The organism is Campylobacter sp. CNRCH_2014_0184h (assembly GCF_025772985.1).
Taxonomy (GTDB): Bacteria; Campylobacterota; Campylobacteria; order Campylobacterales; family Campylobacteraceae; genus Campylobacter_D.
Window position 1 is genome coordinate 243,914 of sequence record NZ_JAKMTB010000002.1, and the last position, 18,659, is coordinate 262,572.

19 protein-coding genes are annotated in these 18,659 nt (G+C 30.0%); 1 reads left to right on the top strand and 18 read right to left on the bottom strand.

Annotated features, from left to right (window positions below; translation table 11 throughout):
• Positions 1-5: 5 nt before the first annotated feature.
• The 3 genes from L8X36_RS03310 to mqnP are packed head-to-tail and all read right to left on the bottom strand — an operon-like array spanning position 6 to position 1,889.
• Positions 6-527: a hypothetical protein gene (locus tag L8X36_RS03310; protein WP_263663878.1), complete on the bottom strand. Its 522-nt coding sequence runs from the start codon at positions 525-527 to the stop codon at positions 6-8.
• Positions 520-1,023: a hypothetical protein gene (locus tag L8X36_RS03315; RefSeq protein WP_263682481.1), complete on the bottom strand. Its 504-nt coding sequence runs from the start codon at positions 1,021-1,023 to the stop codon at positions 520-522. The genes L8X36_RS03310 and L8X36_RS03315 overlap by 8 nt, the downstream gene beginning before the upstream one ends.
• A complete protein-coding gene (mqnP, locus tag L8X36_RS03320; RefSeq protein WP_263669487.1) occupies positions 1,014-1,889 on the bottom strand; it encodes a menaquinone biosynthesis prenyltransferase MqnP in 876 nt (291 codons plus the stop codon). Before mqnP ends, L8X36_RS03315 begins: the two co-directional genes overlap by 10 nt.
• A 69-nt stretch (positions 1,890-1,958) precedes the next feature.
• On the opposite strand from mqnP, the gene miaA reads away from it, so the two are divergent.
• Entirely contained in the window at positions 1,959-2,834 is an 876-nt protein-coding gene (gene miaA / locus L8X36_RS03325) for a tRNA (adenosine(37)-N6)-dimethylallyltransferase MiaA (protein ID WP_263682482.1), read from the top strand.
• Here the strand turns inward: miaA and L8X36_RS03330 are convergent.
• From L8X36_RS03330 to L8X36_RS03400, 15 genes are read right to left on the bottom strand one after another with little or no spacing between them, the layout of a single operon-like run.
• Entirely contained in the window at positions 2,825-5,188 is a 2,364-nt protein-coding gene (locus L8X36_RS03330; protein WP_263682483.1) for a tetratricopeptide repeat protein, read from the bottom strand. The genes miaA and L8X36_RS03330 overlap by 10 nt on opposite strands.
• A gap of 24 nt (positions 5,189-5,212) precedes the next feature.
• The gene (locus tag L8X36_RS03335; protein ID WP_263682484.1) at positions 5,213-6,610 is read right to left on the bottom strand and encodes an NADH-quinone oxidoreductase subunit N; all 1,398 of its coding nucleotides are present in this window, start codon (positions 6,608-6,610) and stop codon (positions 5,213-5,215) included.
• Positions 6,610-8,079 (bottom strand): complex I subunit 4 family protein, encoded by a 1,470-nt coding sequence (locus L8X36_RS03340; RefSeq protein WP_263682485.1) that lies wholly within the window; start codon positions 8,077-8,079, stop codon positions 6,610-6,612. Before L8X36_RS03340 ends, L8X36_RS03335 begins: the two co-directional genes overlap by 1 nt.
• A 1-nt stretch (position 8,080) precedes the next feature.
• Positions 8,081-9,883, bottom strand: a complete 1,803-nt coding sequence (gene nuoL, locus L8X36_RS03345; RefSeq protein ID WP_263682486.1) for an NADH-quinone oxidoreductase subunit L — start codon at positions 9,881-9,883, stop codon at positions 8,081-8,083.
• Positions 9,871-10,182 (bottom strand): NADH-quinone oxidoreductase subunit NuoK, encoded by a 312-nt coding sequence (gene nuoK / locus L8X36_RS03350; protein WP_070255456.1) that lies wholly within the window; start codon positions 10,180-10,182, stop codon positions 9,871-9,873. Before nuoK ends, nuoL begins: the two co-directional genes overlap by 13 nt.
• Entirely contained in the window at positions 10,182-10,688 is a 507-nt protein-coding gene (locus tag L8X36_RS03355) for an NADH-quinone oxidoreductase subunit J (protein ID WP_263679527.1), read from the bottom strand. Before L8X36_RS03355 ends, nuoK begins: the two co-directional genes overlap by 1 nt.
• Positions 10,681-11,313, bottom strand: coding sequence for an NADH-quinone oxidoreductase subunit NuoI (gene nuoI, locus L8X36_RS03360; protein WP_039668894.1), 633 nt, complete (start codon positions 11,311-11,313; stop codon positions 10,681-10,683). The genes L8X36_RS03355 and nuoI overlap by 8 nt, the downstream gene beginning before the upstream one ends.
• A gap of 8 nt (positions 11,314-11,321) precedes the next feature.
• Positions 11,322-12,320 carry an NADH-quinone oxidoreductase subunit NuoH gene (gene nuoH, locus L8X36_RS03365; protein ID WP_039619340.1) on the bottom strand — a complete coding sequence of 333 codons (999 nt, stop codon included), beginning with the start codon at positions 12,318-12,320 and terminating at the stop codon, positions 11,322-11,324.
• A complete protein-coding gene (locus L8X36_RS03370; RefSeq protein WP_263682487.1) occupies positions 12,317-14,770 on the bottom strand; it encodes an NADH-quinone oxidoreductase subunit G in 2,454 nt (817 codons plus the stop codon). Before L8X36_RS03370 ends, nuoH begins: the two co-directional genes overlap by 4 nt.
• Entirely contained in the window at positions 14,767-15,483 is a 717-nt protein-coding gene (locus tag L8X36_RS03375) for a hypothetical protein (protein WP_263682489.1), read from the bottom strand. The genes L8X36_RS03370 and L8X36_RS03375 overlap by 4 nt, the downstream gene beginning before the upstream one ends.
• Positions 15,480-15,707 (bottom strand): NADH-ubiquinone oxidoreductase subunit E family protein, encoded by a 228-nt coding sequence (locus tag L8X36_RS03380; RefSeq protein WP_039642382.1) that lies wholly within the window; start codon positions 15,705-15,707, stop codon positions 15,480-15,482. The genes L8X36_RS03375 and L8X36_RS03380 overlap by 4 nt, the downstream gene beginning before the upstream one ends.
• The gene (gene nuoD / locus L8X36_RS03385; RefSeq protein WP_263682490.1) at positions 15,704-16,930 is read right to left on the bottom strand and encodes an NADH dehydrogenase (quinone) subunit D; all 1,227 of its coding nucleotides are present in this window, start codon (positions 16,928-16,930) and stop codon (positions 15,704-15,706) included. Before nuoD ends, L8X36_RS03380 begins: the two co-directional genes overlap by 4 nt.
• Position 16,931: 1 nt before the next feature.
• Positions 16,932-17,723 (bottom strand): NADH-quinone oxidoreductase subunit C, encoded by a 792-nt coding sequence (locus L8X36_RS03390; protein ID WP_263682491.1) that lies wholly within the window; start codon positions 17,721-17,723, stop codon positions 16,932-16,934.
• Complete coding sequence (locus L8X36_RS03395) at positions 17,723-18,220, bottom strand: NuoB/complex I 20 kDa subunit family protein (protein ID WP_039619352.1); 498 nt, start codon at positions 18,218-18,220, stop codon at positions 17,723-17,725. The genes L8X36_RS03390 and L8X36_RS03395 overlap by 1 nt, the downstream gene beginning before the upstream one ends.
• Positions 18,199-18,618, bottom strand: a complete 420-nt coding sequence (locus L8X36_RS03400; RefSeq protein WP_263682493.1) for an NAD(P)H-quinone oxidoreductase subunit 3 — start codon at positions 18,616-18,618, stop codon at positions 18,199-18,201. Before L8X36_RS03400 ends, L8X36_RS03395 begins: the two co-directional genes overlap by 22 nt.
• Positions 18,619-18,659: the final 41 nt, after the last annotated feature.

An 18,659-nucleotide genomic window follows, 5' to 3' on the forward strand; every position in this document is an offset into this window, starting at 1 on the left:
GGCCTTTATAATAATTTATTAAATTTCAAAATAAGCTCAACTCTACCCATACCTATACGCAAATCTTTGGCAATTTGCTCAATGGATTTTTTTTGATTAAAAAGCTCTATTACCTTTTGTTCTTCATTATCATAGCTTGGGCTTAATTTTGTAATACTTTGGGTTTTTTGTTCTAAATTTAATAAACGATTTTTTTGCTCACTTTGAAATTCTTCAATCACCTCTTCTACTTCTTTTAAAGCACTTAAAATAGGAAGGATATTTTGATTAATTTTTTGTTCCAATACCTGCAAAAGTTCTTCTTTTAGCTCTTCTTTAATGGCTTCAGTATCTATTTCTTCTTTTTCTTGTTCTTGTTCATCTAAACTTTCTTTTTTTAAATAATGATATTGCTTGTTTAAATCTTCTATCATCTTACCAAGCTCGTTAATCTTAGCAATACTTTCTTTTTCTTTTATCATCATATAAGCAAACATAGCAAAAATTAATAAAGCTACCACAAGCCACAATAATAAATCACTACCCATTTTCTTGCTCCTTTAAAATCTTAATCATCGCTCTTTGCATATTTGCCACAAAATTATCATATACAAGCTCATCTTCTGCTTTTATTTGTGTGATTTTTGCCTCATTTTCATTTAAAGCTTTAAAAAAAATACTAATTTTTTGACCATTTAACTCAAATCTTGCATAATATTCCTCATCTTGAGTCAAACACTTTTCTTTAAATTGAATGTGTGCAAAATTTACACCTACCACAAAAGCTTTATATTTTAAATCTGTAAATAATTTTGTTTTATTGATATCATTTTTTATCAAATACAATTCTTGTTTTAAATCCATAAGCAAATCAAAAATCAACTGCTCACCTTCGCTAAATTCCACTCTTGAGGCAAGCTTTTTCCATTTACTTAAATTGACATAATTATTACTTGAAAGATATTCTTGTAAAAACTCTTCATATCTTTCTTTGCTCTCTTCAAACTCAAGCTCTAACGAGCTTTTAAAAAATTTTATCTCCATAAAAGATCAACCCAAATAAATATAAAAAACACTATACTTAAATATCCATTTAAAGTAAAAAATGCTTTATCAATTTTTGCAAAATTCTTTCTAACTATGCGGTGCTCAAAAAATAAAATAATCGCACTAATTATCACGCCTAAAAAGGCAATATTTCCCGTTGGAGCCACCCAAACAAATAAAAGCCAAAAAAGTACTGCTAAAACATGACAAAACGCTGAGATAAATAAGGTTGCTTCGAGTCCAAATTTAGCAGGTATAGAGTGCAAGCCTGTTTTTTTATCATATTCCATATCTTGCAAAGCATAAAGCAAATCAAAACCAGCTGTCCAAAAAGTAACACCCAAACACAAAATCACACTATAAATTTCAATACTTCCCAAAACTACAATGCTACCTGCAATAGGAGCAAGCCCTAAGCAAAATCCTAATACTAAATGTGCTAGGGATGAAAATCTTTTAAAAGCTGAATAAATAGCTAAAATAAATAATACCGGCAAAGAAAGAGCAAAAGCTAGTTTGTTAATAAAATAACTTGCCAAAACAAAAACAATAGCATTTAAAATAATAAAAAGTAAAATACTAGTTTTACCTATACGCCCATCGATATTAGGTCTATTTGCACACCTTGGATTATTTTTATCAATATCCTCATCCATCAAACGATTAATCGCCATTGCAAAATTTCTTGCACTCACTGCACAAATAACACCCAAAAATAAAGCCTTAAAGCCAAACCAAGTGCTATCATTTAAAATAACAGAAGCCACAATCATTGAAGTGAATAAAAAAGGTAAAGCAAAAATAGAATGCTTAAAAACTATCAAGTCTAAAATATCTTTCAATTTTTCTTTTAATATAGGCATTTTTTCTCTTTATAATATATTTTTGTTATGATTTTACTAAAATAATTTTAAATTTAGGATATTTTTACGATGTTTTTTGAATTTGCACTCATTGGAACTACCGCAAGTGGCAAAACAGAACTTGCTAATAAACTAGCTTATGAATTTAACGCAAGTATTTTAAGCCTTGATAGTCTTTGCGTGTATAAACAAATCAACATCGCTTCAGCCAAAACAGAGCAAAAAACCTTAGACGAGCTTGATTATTTTGGCATAAATTTATTAAATGTCAATGAGCATTTTAACATCGCTTTGTTTTTTGAAGAATACAAAAAAGCAAAAGCTTTTGCCCAAAAAAATAATCAAATGCTTATTATCACAGGTGGAACTAGCTTTTATTTAAAAGCTTTAATGGATGGCTTGAGTGAAAATTTTAAAGAAAGTCAAAGCGCACTAAGTAACGATGAAATTTATCATTTAATGACAAAAATTGATCCACAAGCAAAAATAGAAAAAAACGATACTTATCGTTTGAAAAAATGGCTTGGAATTTATGAGCAAACTAATAAAACTCCAAGTGAAGTTTTAAAAGAAACCAAACAAGAAGCTTTGATTAAAAAACTTGATATTTTTGAAATTTCTTGGCAAAAAGATCTTTTAGAAAAACGCATTATTAAGCGCACTAAAAATATGCTAAATGAGGGTTTAGTAGATGAGGCTAAAATGCTATTTGATAATTATGATCATAATTTAAAAGCACTAAATTCCATAGGTTTAAAAGAATGCAAAGAGTTTTTAGATAAAAAAATAAATTTAAATGAGCTTGAAGAGCTCATCGTCATTCACACAAGACAACTTGCTAAAAGACAAAGAACTTTTAATAAAAAATTCAATAAAGAAATTTTAGATTTTCAAAACGCTTATGAAAATTTAAAAGCTTATATTTTAAAAAAATATCAAGGCTGAGTATTTAAGACATTTAATTTATCTTTACATAAATTTTGCCAATTGCTTGTTGCATTAATATCTATACAATTTTGCAAACTTTGCTTTTGATTTTGTACATCTTTTAAATCTTCATAAATATTACTTTGCATATAAAAAGCTCTTGCGCGCTCATCATCTTTTAAAGGATTAGCAAGTAAGTCTTTAAACAAAGTTAAGGCTTGTTGGGCTTGATTGTTTTGTTTTAAGGCTTTGATATAGATAAATTCTAAATCAGGACTAAAAAGATTCACCCCTTTTAAATTTTGATAGTCAATAGCCTTTGGAGCATAAGTTAAAATGCTGGTTAGAAAATTATTTTTTTCACAATAACGCAAAAACTCATAATATAATTCCACCATACGATAATTCATAGGAAATTGCTCTAATTTTTGCAAAGTTCTTATCATAGCATTATAATCTTGCAATCTAAGCTCAGCAAAAAATTTAATATAATTTGCTTCAAATTTTTCATTATCACTAATAATCGTTCTTGTGTTTAAAATATCATTAATTGTTTTTATAACAAAGCTATAACGCTTATCTTTAAGAGCTAAATCAGCACTTTGAAGCTTATAAAAAATAATATCATCATTTTCATTTTCCACTATGTATTTTTTAGCTTCTTCTATGCGCGTTGTGCGTTTAAAACATTCAAGCATTTGCTTTTTATTTTGTATTTTGCCTCCTATATTATAAGCTTTAAAATCATCATATATTTTAATAGCAGCCAAACACTCATCATTTTTTAATCTTTGCTCTAAAACCAAAATAGCAGCTTGTTCTAAAAGATTTTTTACTTCTTTATTGGAGTATTTTTCAATGTCTTTTTGATAACTTATAACCTTTTCATAATTTTTTTCTTGAAAATATAATTTGACATTATCAAACAGCGCCTTACTAGAAATTTCTCCAGCGTATTTTTTCATAATTTCTTCATATTTTTGATGCAAAAAACTTGCATTAGCATCTTTTAAATATAAAAAGTTTTTATCTTGTGCTTCTTTAATTAAACTCACATATTCACCCAAAGGAAAATCTTCTGCATAAAGATCTAAATATTTTTGAGCTTTAATATGCTCATTTGCATTTAATAAAGACAAGGCAAGATCTTTTAATACTCTTTCATATTCTTTATCTACCTTGGTTAAATGCGTAAAAATATACTCATAAATTTTAGAACTTAAACCATAAACCCTATTATTAGCAAAAGCTTTTGCTAATAATAAAGAATTTTCTAAATCGCTCATGAAAAATTCAGGGTTTGATTCTAAAATTTTATTTGCTAATTCTTTGGCTTCTTTTATATTTTTTGCCTCTAGATGATTTTTTGATAAAAATAAAGCAGCTCTACTGGCTAAATCTGCATTTGGGGTAGAATAATATACATCTTGATAAATATTATTTGCGGTATTTTTTTTACCCAAATGATACAAATAATCTGCATAATCAAGTAAAGCCATTATAGTATATTTATCACCTTTGTGTTCAGTATTTAAAGTATCTATAATATATTCAACATTAGATCTTTGCGATAAACCCATATAAACTCTCATCATAATATACATCACTTCTGTATAATCTTTATCGTTAATATAAGTTCTTACCCATCTTTTAGCATCATCTAACATTTGCTCTAAAATTACTTGGTCTTTATCAAGTTCATAGGTGTATAGTTTATTTTGAGCTCTTAATTTATAAAGCTCAAATTCATTCATAAATACACTACCCTGATAACGCTTAATAGCGCTAGTTGCATCCCTTAAAACCTGATCATATTTTTTTGCTTCATATTCTTGTTTTATACTAAAATAAGCGTTAAAATCTGCACTTTTTGAAGTTTCCATAGGATTAGAATTTAAATCTAATGCTCCAATATAAGGCATTAATGCATCATCAAAATAAATATCAAAATCAAGCCCATCGCTAGGTTTATAATACCTTAAATCTTTGGTAAAAATAAATACAAAATGCTTAGAAGCATCTTCACTTTGACTTTGAATTTCTTTAGCATTAAAAATATCTTGAGAATAATTAAACATCTTAGCTAAAATTTTAGGATAGATTTTGATTGTCAAAAAAGTTTGGTGCTTTTCAAAATAAATCGTAAAATCATCAAATTCTTTATTTTGAAACTGCATATTGCTAACACCTAAAACATTGCACTCAAAATGGGTTTTTTCAAATTCAAAAACACTTTTGCAAGTAAAATCCTTATCATCTTTTAAATGCAAAAGCGTAAAAGGGCGTTTATGCTCTTCTCCTTTATTAACAATAATTTCAAAAGAAAATGTATAAGTTATACTTAATAAAAATAAAAATAAAACCCTTATCATAAGCGTGATTATAGCAATATTATTTTACAAAAGCAAAAACACGCAAGAAACACTTCCAATCAAACACAAGCATAAAATAATCTTTTGTTTTACATCTAAGTTTGCACTTTCTATGATTTGAGCCTTTTTGAAAAAAACATAAATTAAAATTTTTAAATAAGCATAAAGCATAATCATAGAACTTAAAGCTATAGCAAATACAAGTACATAATAGCCTGAGTTTAAAATAGAAGCTAAAATTAAAATTTTACCCCAAAAAATACCAAAAGGCGGAATACCTGCTATACACAAAATGAATATAGCTAGCATTATAGACAACACTGGTCTTTGATCAAACAAACCTGAAAAACTCTCAAATGAACTTTTTTGAAATAAACTCAATATTAAAAAAATTCCATAATTTGCAAAAGCAAAAGATATCCAATACACAAACAAAGCAAAAATTGAAAGCAAATAAGAAGTCCCATCTCCTTGAGAACTCACACTCATACTAGAAACAATAACTGCTAATATAAAAGAAGAATGAGTAATAGAACTATATGCTAGCATTTTTTTCACATCTTTTTGGATTAAAGCTACTATACTTACAACAAGCATAGAAAAAATTGCTAGTAATGCTACTATGTATTCAAATTTTACTCCACCGCCTAAAGCAGAAAAAATTCTTAAAACTACTATTATCATAGCTATTTTTGGTACTATAGATATAAATGCTATAAAATTTGTATGCACTCCACAATACACATCTTTTAACCAAAAATGAAAAGGTGCAATAGAAAGTTTTACTCCAACAATAACTAAAAACATTACCCCAGCACAAAGCAAGATAGGATCTGAAATATATTCAGAATGCAATAGATTATCTAAATCCAAAGATTTTGTTTTTAAATATACAAAAGCACAAGCAAAGACAAAAAACCCAGCGCCTACCGCAGCTAAAGTAAAATACTTTATACTAGAGCTAATAGCATTATGAGTTCCTCTTAGTGCTATTAATGTATAAAGAGCTAAAGAAGAACCTTCTAAAGCTAGGAAAATTACAATTAAATTAGTGCTTGATATCATTAATATCAAAGAAGCAATCATAAATAAAAACAAAGAAAAAAACTCTGCCTTTTGCTCATCTTTATCCATTAATAAATAAAGCATTGAAAAAACTAAAATAACTATTTGAGCAAAAATTGCATAATTATCACTTACAAATAAACCAAAAAAGGCATGAGAATTATCTAAAACAAAGCCATTATAAAGCAATAAAAAACACAAAGCGCTAAATAAAGCTATAACACTTGCTCCTATATAAAAATTTCTAGAAAGCTTTTTAAATGCATCCAACAAAAGCAAAACAATAGCCCAAAAAAGCAATGATAACACAGGAAATAACAATACAAAATTGAATTTTTCTAAACTAAAGCCACTCATTAAAAACCTCTTATATCATCTATGATTTTTTGATTTTCTATTGCAATATTTCTTGTTTGCATAACTTCAAGAATGCTATTTACATTCAAAGCAATTTCATCAAGCATAGCACTTGGAGCTATCCCTAAATAAATTACCAAGGCACTTAAAATACTCAAAACAAAAATTTCACCTTTTTTTAATATTAATTTCTCTATTTTTTCTTCACTAGTGGCAAAAAACATATTTCTATAAATATTTAACATATAAATAGCCCCTAAAATAATCACACCACCTGCAAATAATGCATACCATAAATTCACACTTGCTATGCCTTGTAAAATTAAAAACTCACCTACAAAAGAAATAGTCAAAGGTAGTGAAATAGATGAAAATAATAACACCGCAAAGAAAAAGCTAAATAATGGAGCTGTTTTAGCTAAATTTTTATAAAAGTCTAAATCAAAAGTATGATATCTTTTATAAAGCATATAAGCAGCCAAAAACAAACCACCCGTTACTATACCATGTGCAAACATGTAAAATACAGAACCACTAACCCCATTATAAGTAAAAGTCACAATACCCAAAATCACCACACCCAAATGCGAAATTGAGCTATAAGCAATTAATTCTTTTAAATCTTTGGTTTTAAAAGCAATTAAAGCTGCATATAAAATTCCAACTATACATAAAATAGCAAGTAAAGAATAATAATGATTTAAAGTATCAGGTGTTAAAGGCAAGATAAATCTTAAAAATCCAAAAGGAGCCATTTTAAAACTAACAAGCATTACAGATACTAAAGTCGGACTTTTTGCATAAACTTTTGGCGCCCAAGTGTGGAAAGGAAATAAAGGACTTTTAATCGCAAAAGCGATAAAAAATCCTATAAAGATTAAATTTTGCACACTTTCAGGTATGAAAAATTCACTCTGATACCAAGCAAGTAAATCAAAACTCCAATACCCAAAACTTTGATAATACAAAAATCCTACATAAATAATCGCTAAAAGCATGAGCATAGAACCGCAAAATGCATAAATGAAAAATTTAATCCCTGCTTTATAATTATCTGAATATCTGCCTATTAAATAAATAATAGGTATAAGAGAAAACTCCCAAAATACATAAAACAATAAAGCATCCAATGAAGCAAAAAGCCCTATAATACAAAATTGCAATAAAAATATACTTACTACAACACTTTTATCTTGAATATCTAAACATATAAAAGATAAAAAAATCATAATAGAACAAAGCAACATCAAATAAAGCGCTATAGCATCTACACCGATATGAAAATTAACTATTAAAGAATTTAAACTAAACTCATAAGCTATGCCACCATGATAATTAAACAACAAAAAAACATTAAAAATTAAAATCAAAAAACTAACTAAAACAGCAAAAGACTTGCTATCTTCTTTTTGCAAAAACAAAGCTATAAAAGCTGCAAAAAATGGAAATAACATTAATAAACTAAGCATTTTACACCGCCAACGCTAAACAAAATAAACATACAAAAGCCAACACTGTAATTCTTAAAACCAAAGAATAATCCTTACCTATGCTAAGAGTCCTAGCAAAAGTTTTAAGGAAAAATGCAACACTATCTACCAAAGTATCTAAAATTTCTTTATCGCTTTTTCTTAAAAATTCACAAAATAAAGCATATTTACTAACAATAAATTGATGATAAAACCTTGGTATATAGTATTCATTAAACAAAATCTTATAAATACTTGTTTTAGAAAGTGATGGTTTAAACCAATTTTTCCAATAAGCCATGATAGCCAAAAGCACTCCAAGCACTGCAGCAGCACTTGCAAGCATCATAACTAAAGAATTTTGCCCATCAATAAAAGCTAAGTTTTGACTTACAAACTCCATAAAGCTATGCTCAAAAAATCCTGCAACAATAGCAAGCAAAGCCAAAGGACTCATCGCAAATAAAGCTATTTTACTAGCTTCATGAGGATGTTCTTCATGTCTTTTTGGAGTAAAAAATACAAGCATTAAAAGTCTAAAACTATAAAAAGCTGTCATAAAAGCTGCTATTAAAAGTACCAAGAAAATTCCATGATGATGACTTATAAAAGAAAATCCTAAAATTAAATCTTTAGAGAAAAATCCTGCAAAAGGATAAATTCCTGCCAAAGCCAAAGAGCCTATAAGCATTAAAATAGCGCTAAAACGCATACTTTTATAAAGCCCGCCCATCTTGCTAATATCAAGTTTATCATTCATCGCATGCATAACATTGCCCGCACCTAAGAATAGTAAAGATTTAAAAAATGCATGGGTTGCTAGATGAAATAAAGCTATAGCATAAGCCCCAAGACCTGCTGCTACAAACATATATCCAAGTTGAGAAAGCGTTGAATAAGCAATAATTCTCTTTAAATCTTTAGCCACCATAGCCATAGAAGCGGCAAAAAGCGCTACAAAAGCTCCAAGTATAGCGATAAAATACCCTACTTCAGGGACTTGCAAATAAAGCTCTCCGGCACGAATCACCAAATAAACTCCCGCAGTAACCATAGTTGCAGCATGGATTAGCGCTGAAACTGGTGTAGGTCCTGCCATAGCATCAGCAAGCCAAGTATGGAAAGGAAATTGTGCTGATTTGCCCATAGCGCCCACAAAAAGTAAAAGTGCTATTAAAATCAAAATCATATCATTTTCATGCCCTAAAGATAAAAGGGTAAAAAACTCATCGTATTTTAAAGAATTGAACTCTATATAAATTAAGAAAATTCCTAAAAGCAAAGCCAAATCTGCAATTCTATTCATGATAAATGCTTCATTAGCAGCAAAGGTATATTTTTCATTATGATACCAAAAACCTATCAAAAGCCATGAGCAAAGTCCAACGCCCTCCCAACCTATGAAAAGTCCTAAGAAATTATCACTCATAATCAAGAACATCATAGAAAAAACAAAAAGCCCTAAATAACTAAAATAGCGATTAAACCCTTCATCGTGTTCCATATAAAATATACTATATAAATGCACAAAAGTAGCAACTATGCTTACTACATTCATCATAATTAAAGTAATAGAGTCTATTTTAAAACCAAAACTAACATCTACCAAAGATATCCAAGTACCAAGTTCAAAATTAAAATGCACTCCATTGCTTAATAAAATAATTGAGGCAAGTGCCGAAAAAGCTATAAGCAAAGAAGCTAAATAACCTAAAATAATTTTCTTAGCACTAAAAGCAAAAACACCTAAAACAATGGCTGAAACTAAAGGAGAAAAAAGTGCAATTAAAGCTAAATTTTGCATTTTAACTCTCCTTTTTCAGCTAAAGAACTAAGCTCTAGTGTTCCTGTTTTTCTATACCATAAAACACAAAGTGCTATCCCAACAGCTACCTCACAAGCTGCAACCCCCATTACAAATAAAGCAAAAATTTGTCCTTCAATATCTTTATGAGAAACTCCTGCTGTAACTAAAGCTAAATTAGCAGCGTTTAATAAAATTTCACTTGAAATAAAAAGCATAATTAAATTTTGGCGTTTTATAATACCTATTAGACCAATGATAAACATCAAAATAGCCACAATGTAGTATTTTTCTAACATCATTGCTCATCCTTTTTTATATTTTTTTGAGTAAGTGCTATAGCGCAAATTAAAGCTATTAAAAGTAAAATTGCCATAAATTCAAAAGCAAGCATGTATTTTGTAAATAAAGTAAAACCTATTTGCTGAGTTGAATCAAGATCATAAACTTCACTAGTTTCATTTAAACCAAAGTTATAGCCCATAATAATACTAATTAACAAAATGGCACTAAAAATCACAGCAAAAATAAATACTCTTTTACCTTTTAGACTTTCCTTTACTTTTATCGAAGCATCAAAAAACATCATAGCAAAACTATAAAGACCTAAAATAGCCCCGCTATAAACGATAATTTGAATCGCTCCAATAAATTCAGCATTAAGTAAAAAATAAAATCCGCTCAAAAACACCATAGCCGCAGCCAAAGAACTAATAGCATAAAGTACACTAGTACTTAAAACGCTAATTAGAAAAAATCCCAATACCAAAACACTTAACAAACAAAAAGCTATCGTTTCAAACATTTTCTTCCTTTGGGGTATCTTGCTGTCTTTGCAAATCTATCTCATAATAATTTGGAGTTTTCTTTACTAAATCATCAGCATCTTTTCTTAAACTACCACTTCCTTCAAATACTACTTGATTTTTAAGCTCATCGATAGGAGTTAAAAAATCTTCCTTTTGACCAAAATACGATCTTTGCTCTGCTGCATTTTCATACTCTTTGCCATGCACAATAGCAAGTTCAGGACAAACATCAGCGCAAAAGCCACAATAAATACAACGTCCTAAATTGATACTATAATTTTCAACCTTTTTACGTCCATCTTCGCTTAAACTTGTTTCCATTCTTATGCAATTGCTAATGCAAATTTTTTCGCACAAGCCACAACCAATACAACATTCATTTTCACTTTCAATAAAACGCATCAAACGATGTACCGCACGGTAGCGATTATCTAAAGCAACTTTTTCCATAGGGTATTTAATCGTTGCGCTATTATTTTTTTTAAACATTTCTCTTAATACGACAAACAAACCTACAAAAAGTTCTGTATTTAAAGAACGCTTGATTACTTGTATAAATTTTTCATAAGCATTTTGAGGATTTTTACGCTCAAAATCTACTTTAAAATAACCTTTTTTCATTGTTTTTCCTATATCACAAGTACTAAAGCACTAATTAATAAATTTAAAACCGCTAAAGGAATTAAAATCAAATAACACATTCTCATTACTTGATCAGGACGCAGTTGCGGAAAAGCCCCTCTAGCCCAAAAATACCAAAAGAACACAAAAGACACTTTCAAAAGCATCATAATAGCCCCTGGTATAATCCAAAAATCATTAAATCCACCCAAAAATAAAAGCGATATCATAATCGCTCCGGTAATCATGGCTGTATATTCTCCGATAAAAAACATACCCCATCTAAGTCCGCTATATTCAGTGCCATAACCTGAAACAAGTTCAGTTTCGTTTTCACTTAAACAAAGTGGAGTTCTATTAGTTTCTATAAAAATAGCTATCACAAATAAAATAAAAGCTAAAGGTTGTTTAAAAATAAGCCAAGAAAGTATGCCTTCACTTTGATAATTATTAATATCTACCAAAGACAAAGAACCAACAAGCATTACAACACATACCAAAGAAAGACCTGCAACACTCTCATAAGAAATGATAGAAACAAGTCCTCTTGCCCCGCCTAACAATGACCATTTATTATTACTAGCCAGGCCTCCTAAAAAAATCGCATAAAAACTAACCCCGCCCATACCTATGACAAATAATAAAGCCACATTAATATCAGCGATAATAGGACGAATCACTCTACCAAATAAAGTAAATTCAGGAAAAATAGGAATAGCTGCAATTGCCACAAAAGCACAAATTGCTGCGATTAATGGAGCGATTAAAAACACCACTTTTTGAGCATAAGTTGGAACAATATCTTCTTTAGTAAAAAGTTTAATCATATCAGCAACCACTTGAAGCAATCCAAAAGGACCTACCATATCAGGTCCTAAACGACGATGAAATAAAGCCAAAGCCTTTCTTTCAAGATAAGTTGCCAAGCCTGCTAAAGTAGCAAAAATAGCTATAACAAGCACGCATTTGATAATTGTTTCTATAATAAAAAAAGTAATATCACTCATATTTTAGCTCCTGCTTTTTCAAGCCAAACTTTTGCATATCGAGTATTATTAAACAAAGATTTAAAATCAATCTTACCATCATAATCCCCCAAATACGCACCATTTTCTAAAGATTCATCACATTTTACACTTATAGCAATTTGAGTTTTTTCATTTTTTAAAATAACACTATCATCTTGATTTAAATCAAATTTTTGCATTAAATCAGACGATAAAAATAAAGCTCCAACCTCATTAAAAGCTCTATTGCTAAGCTTTGAAAACTGATGAATACGATTTGCATGATATAAGGTTAAATTTCCTTCATTTTGTTCTTTGACTTCTTGGGTGTTTAATATTTTTTCAAACTCAAAATGAGAAAAATCAAGCTCATAGCCTCTATGGTTTGTTCCACCATTATCATAATGATTTTCTAACTCATCAAAATCAATTGCCCTAAAGCCTTTATTTTGTGGTAAAAATTTAGTATAGTTGATTGTAAATTCTTCATCAAAACCTAAAGCATTTGCTAAATCATTTAAAAAATAACCTTTAAATTCTAAAGCTGCATTCGTAGGAACTAATCTTTTGTCATAATTTACAAAGCTACCTTCTTGTTGATTTAAACTAGAACTTGCAAGATCAAAATGCCCATCATAAGAAAAAGTAAAATCACCTTTTTCATTATAACCTAGTGTTTTTCCCGCTTGAAAATCTTGACTTAAATCACAAATCAAACTCACGCCTAAAGTATTAGTGCAAGTTGGATTTAAAAAGACTTTAAAATCAGTATATTTTTGCACCAAAGCACAAAGTTTTGCTAGCTTTGCACTTTGCTCATCATAGTAAAAATCACTTCCTATAATAAGTGTAGATTTTTGCTTTTTTGCGAGTAAAGTCTCTAAAATATCCTCATCTATACCAAGATTTTTCGCATAATTTGATCTTTGCACCTCTATGCTTTTTTTAATTTTTTTAGGCACAAGTTTTTTAACTTCTTCTATAATAGTTTCGCCATTTTCATTTTGCTTTTCTATCTTTTCAGTAACTTCTTCATTAATAGTTTCTTCTATTTCTTTTGTATCTTGATAATATGCATTTTCTAATGTGTTTTTAAAATCCTGCGAAAGCTCTTTGGCAAATTTTTGCAAGATAAATAATAAAATACTTTCATTATCTTTAATATCATGATTAATCTGCAAGAAATTTTTAGAATATTTATCCACACCCTTATCTTTTATAGGGTGAAAATATAGTCCTGCACCTTTATTCATTACCAAAGCGTTATTAACTTTATATCCTAGCGTTGGCGCATCATAGCGTAAAAACGAACCTACGATGATTAAAAAATCACTTTGAGTGATATCGTCTGTATTTGCATTATACATTGCATTTGCATTTTGATAAAAACAAGCTAGGAAATCTTGGAATTTTTTAGCTTCATGATTTATAAGATTAAGATTAAATTTTTTACTTAAATTTTGCAAGATTAAAGCTTCTTCGTTAGTAATAAAACTATTAAATAAAATATTTTTTATTTCATTATTTTTTATCATATTTACTAGTTTTTCAAAAGCTTTTTCGTCTTTACCTTGAACTTCATTTTGGGTATTAAAACCATATCTTGCAGCTTTATTTAGCGTAGCAAAAGCAAAATCATTACTCACTCTATAAATTTTTTCTTTTTGATTATTAATACTAGTTTGTTTAATATCATAATACATCAACTCACAATCACTAGAATGGGGATTACTAGCTGGAATTTTCTTTAATTCCCAAGCATTAGATGTATATTGAAAAGCCGAACCCACCAAGGCTCCTGTTGGACATACACTTGTACATTCTCCACAAAATGAACAATCAAGCATATCACCACTACTTGGCGCAATTAAACTCTTTTGAAATTTAGTCCAAATCGCTAACGCGTTTTTACTCATACTCTCTTTAAAACTTGCATCGGGCGCGTTTGCTCCTCTTGGAGTAGTTTTTAAAGCACTTTCACCTATTTTATCTTTACAAACTGTGATACATCTTTCACACACTATACATAAAGCTGGATCATAATTAATCTCGCCCCATTTTTTATGCTCTTTATGGGTATCTTTAATCCAATAATTTTGCACATTTACTCTTGCTTTGTGTGTAAAGTTTTGAAGCTCACATTCGCCAGATTTATCACATACCCCACATTGTAAAGGATGGTTGATACAATATGCTTGCATGATAGCATTGCGCTCATCCCATAAATTTGGCAAATCACTCTCTACTACCATACCTTCTTTAACTTTAGTATTACAAGAATAAACCTTTTTACCATCAGCTTCTACCATACACATACGACATGCAAGTGTTGGAGAACAACCATTTAAATAACAAATTGCAGGAATGAAAATATCATTTTTTCTTGCGACATTTAAGATATACTCACCCTCATTTGCCTCACATTCTATACCATTAATGATAACTTTCATTTTATAACCTTAACTTGAGCTTTTGAAAAAGCAAAATCAGCGCTTTCATAATCAAACAAAGCCACCGTGCCTTTTAAATCATGATTGATTTTTACTATAGTTGTAAATTCTTGAGTGTTTATTTTTAAATTAATTTTATCCTCATCCTTAACCTTGGCAATCAAAGCAAAAGATGAAGAACAATGCAAATTTTTATCCCTTAAAGGTGCTTGCATGATGATAGTTCCGTCAAAATTATCAAGTTCTAAAAGTTCACTAAAAGAATTTTGTATTGACAAATTTTCTTCATTTTCATTAGAGCAAATTAGCAAAAGATTAAATTTATGACAAAGTTTTTCTAAAAAATACTTAATATTTTCAAAGTCTTTATGTTGGTATAAATTTTCATCAAAAATAATACACTTTGCTTCTTTTAAAAACTCCAAAATCTCTAAAGCCTCTTCTTCGCCAAAGCAAGATTCAGCACTTAAATAACCCTCATCAAGCTCGTTAAATTCAGTATCCAAACTCATCTTACAAAGTAATGCAAGCACAAAAGGCACACTTGCAATCTCACATTTATAAAAGCTTGCTTTTAAATTTTTATCTTCTAAACAGGAAATATTGAAATTTTTACTTTTGTTAAGCTTAGCACAAAGTGAAGGATTTTTTAAAGAAAGTAAATCCACAAAACACAAAGCATTTAAGCCTTCTTGATATTTTGCTAATTTCATTGTCCTACCTTTTTAAAAACTATAGTCCAATCTACTTGATTAAATTTTAAAGAATTTAAAAGTTCACAATTTTGCTCTTTTATGAAAGCAAAACTTTTTTCTACATTAGAAAAATCTCCTATTTCAAACAAAACCACCAAAACTTCACCCATATAGGCATTTTGAATGATTTGTTCTAAATCCTTAAACAAATCTTGACTTTTTCTTAAATCCACGCGTCTCATCGGTCTATCTCACCTAAAACTATATTAATACTTCCTAAAATCGCCACCGCATCAGCCAAATATGACCCTATAAGCATTTCTTCTAAAAACGCACAGTGAAAAAAGCTTGGGGTTCTAGCTCTTAATCTATATGGTCTACCGCTACCATCTGAGTGGATAAAAAATCCAAGTTCGCCTTTTGGACTTTCAGTTGGCGCATACACCTCTCCTTTTGGTGGCTTTAAGCCTTGGGTTACTAGAACAAAATGTTGCATAAGCGAATAATTTTGTGTCATGATTTGCTCTTTTGAAGCGCTTACATACTCAGGATGATTGCATAAAATTTCAGGCGGAGTATCTTGATAAAGCTTAGCACATTGAACTAAAATTTTCAAACTTTCTCTAAATTCTTGCATATAAACTTTATATCTTGCATAAGAATCACCCATTTTAGCCACAGGCACGCCAAAATCTACCTCATCATAAAGCAAATAAGGCTCTTCTTTTCTAACATCATAAGCAATCCCGCTTCCTCTTAGCATAACCCCGCTACAACCCCAACTTAGCGCTTGTTCTTTACTTACCACTCCTACATTTTCAGTTCTTGCACGCCAAATTCTATTATCATCAAGCAAGGCTTCATAATCTTTTATATCATTTGGAAATTTATTGCAAAATGCTAAAAGCTCATCTAAAAAACCTTCAGGTAAATCAAGCATTACCCCACCTATTCTCATAGATGAATGTGTAAGTCTTGCCCCACAATATTTTTCTATTAAATCAAGCACATATTCACGCTCTCTAAAGCAGTATAAAAATACTGTCATCGCACCAATATCAAGAGCATGTGTAGCAAGCCATAACAAATGCGAAGCAATGCGGTTTAACTCAAGTAAAATCATCCTTATCACACTTGCTCTGCGTGGAATTTCCAAACCGCAAAGTTTTTCCACAGCAGCTACATAGGCATAATTATTTGCACTAGCTGCGATATAATCCATTCTATCAGTAGTTGGGATAAACTCTTGATAGATCATATTTTCAGCCATTTTTTCCATACCACGATGCATATAGCCTATACAAGGAGCAGCCTTAGTGATTTCTTCTCCATCAAGTTCTAAAATAAGGCGTAAATTTCCATGAGCACTAGGGTGTTGGGGACCAAGATTTACTATCATAGTACCATCTTCACGCTCAAAGCTTATATTTTCATAATAAGGTTTTAATTTAGTAGAAATTTGCATTTTATCTTCTCTTGTCTAAAATTTTTACTTGCGTTCTCTTGGCTTTTTTCACAAAAGGCACACCACCTTCTTCTTGATATTCTTGTAGGTATTTATCTTCTCTTGGGGCTTCACCTTTACCAACCTCATGATAAATTCTGCTAAAATTTAGCGTGTCTTTTTCATCTACAAAACCTGGATCTCTATTTTCCTCACCTACAACCTCGCGATATTCTTTTCCAAAAATTTTATCTATCTCATACCATTTAGCAAATTCATCACCATGCAAAGGATAGCTTTTTAAAAAAGGATGTCCATACCAATCATCAGGCATTAAAAGTCTTTTTAAATTCGGATGATTGATGATGAAAATTCCAAACATATCATATATTTCTCTCTCACACCAATTAGCACCCTTAAAAACACTCATAACACTTTGAAGTCTTTCTTTTAAACCAACAAAAGTCTTTATTCTCACTCTTAAATTTTTCTCCATATTTAAAAGCTGATAATATACTTCAAAACCTTGTTTTTGAGCGACAAAATCAATCGCACTTGCATCAGTAAAACAACTATAACCTAAATTTTTAAGCATGCTAAGAATAGCAACATTATCATCTTTATTTATTTCAATTACCCAAAAATCAAGCTCTATAAAAGAATTTTTTAACTCAAATTCTTGGCTTAAAATTTGATGATCGCTCTCAAAAGCACTACTCTCTGTGCTTAGTTTTTTAGTTGCAGGTGCATGGTAAAATCTATCTTCATAATAATTTTTTAGCTGAGCATTTTTCTTATCGCTATATTTTCTCATCATATAAGCCTTTTTGGAGCTATTTTTCTGCTTGCTTTTTCTTTACGAATTCTTTTTTGCAAAATCATCAAAGCAAATTGAAAAGTTTCAGGGCGTGGGGCACAACCTGGCACATAAATATCAACAGGAATAATCCTATCTACCCCTTGAACAGTAGAATAGGTATTAAACATACCGCCGGTATTTGCACAAGAACCCATAGAAATAACCCATTTAGGATCAGGCATTTGATCATAAAGTCTTCTTGTAAATTCAGCATGTTTTTTGCTTAAAGTACCCGCTATAATCATTACTTCAGATTGTCTTGGACTTGCTCTAAAAATAGTTCCAAATCTATCAAAATCATATCTTGCACCACCTGCTGCCATCATTTCAATAGCACAACAGGCAAGCCCATAAGATAGCGCCCATAAAGAATTACTCCTACCCCATTGCACTAACTTATCAACCGTAGTTAAAACAACTGGTGCATTGCTCATTTTTTGATACTCTGCCATGCGAATGCTCCTTTTTTATAAGCGTATAAAAAACCTATTGCAAGCAATAAAATAAAAACAAATACTTCCACTAAGGCAAATAAAGATAGGCTGTAATTTGAAAGCTCTGCGGTTAAATCTTTAAAAATCACTGCCCAAGGAAATAAAAATACTACTTCAATATCAAGCAAAATAAAAATCAATGCAAAAACAAAAAATTGAGAATTGATTTTATTTGCTTGCTTAGAAGCCATAGGCCCACACTCATAAATCCCAAGTCCGAGTTTTTTTCTATTATGAGAGGCGAGTTTGGAGCCTATTTTAGAAGAAATGTACACCAAAGTAAAAAATATAACACTTGCAATAACAAGCATTGCAAAGATGCCAAAGTATTGATGCTCTATAGTTGCGTGCGTCATAATAAACCTTTTATTCAAGCATAATTAAAATTTATTTTACT

Coding starts and splice junctions, on each gene's coding strand:
- miaA (WP_263682482.1), top strand. CDS start 1,959: ATGTTTTTTGAATTTGCACTCATTGGAACTACCGCAAGTGGCAAAACA.
- mqnP (WP_263669487.1), bottom strand. CDS start 1,889: ATGCCTATATTAAAAGAAAAATTGAAAGATATTTTAGACTTGATAGTT.
- nuoK (WP_070255456.1), bottom strand. CDS start 10,182: ATGTTAGAAAAATACTACATTGTGGCTATTTTGATGTTTATCATTGGT.
- L8X36_RS03310 (WP_263663878.1), bottom strand. CDS start 527: ATGGGTAGTGATTTATTATTGTGGCTTGTGGTAGCTTTATTAATTTTT.
- L8X36_RS03390 (WP_263682491.1), bottom strand. CDS start 17,723: ATGAGAAAATATAGCGATAAGAAAAATGCTCAGCTAAAAAATTATTAT.
- L8X36_RS03375 (WP_263682489.1), bottom strand. CDS start 15,483: ATGAAATTAGCAAAATATCAAGAAGGCTTAAATGCTTTGTGTTTTGTG.
- L8X36_RS03340 (WP_263682485.1), bottom strand. CDS start 8,079: ATGCTTAGTTTATTAATGTTATTTCCATTTTTTGCAGCTTTTATAGCT.
- L8X36_RS03330 (WP_263682483.1), bottom strand. CDS start 5,188: ATGATAAGGGTTTTATTTTTATTTTTATTAAGTATAACTTATACATTT.
- nuoH (WP_039619340.1), bottom strand. CDS start 12,320: ATGAGTGATATTACTTTTTTTATTATAGAAACAATTATCAAATGCGTG.
- L8X36_RS03370 (WP_263682487.1), bottom strand. CDS start 14,770: ATGAAAGTTATCATTAATGGTATAGAATGTGAGGCAAATGAGGGTGAG.
- L8X36_RS03315 (WP_263682481.1), bottom strand. CDS start 1,023: ATGGAGATAAAATTTTTTAAAAGCTCGTTAGAGCTTGAGTTTGAAGAG.
- nuoI (WP_039668894.1), bottom strand. CDS start 11,313: ATGAAAAAAGGTTATTTTAAAGTAGATTTTGAGCGTAAAAATCCTCAA.
- L8X36_RS03400 (WP_263682493.1), bottom strand. CDS start 18,618: ATGACGCACGCAACTATAGAGCATCAATACTTTGGCATCTTTGCAATG.
- L8X36_RS03355 (WP_263679527.1), bottom strand. CDS start 10,688: ATGTTTGAAACGATAGCTTTTTGTTTGTTAAGTGTTTTGGTATTGGGA.
- nuoD (WP_263682490.1), bottom strand. CDS start 16,930: ATGCAAATTTCTACTAAATTAAAACCTTATTATGAAAATATAAGCTTT.
- L8X36_RS03395 (WP_039619352.1), bottom strand. CDS start 18,220: ATGGCAGAGTATCAAAAAATGAGCAATGCACCAGTTGTTTTAACTACG.
- L8X36_RS03335 (WP_263682484.1), bottom strand. CDS start 6,610: ATGAGTGGCTTTAGTTTAGAAAAATTCAATTTTGTATTGTTATTTCCT.
- nuoL (WP_263682486.1), bottom strand. CDS start 9,883: ATGCAAAATTTAGCTTTAATTGCACTTTTTTCTCCTTTAGTTTCAGCC.
- L8X36_RS03380 (WP_039642382.1), bottom strand. CDS start 15,707: ATGAGACGCGTGGATTTAAGAAAAAGTCAAGATTTGTTTAAGGATTTA.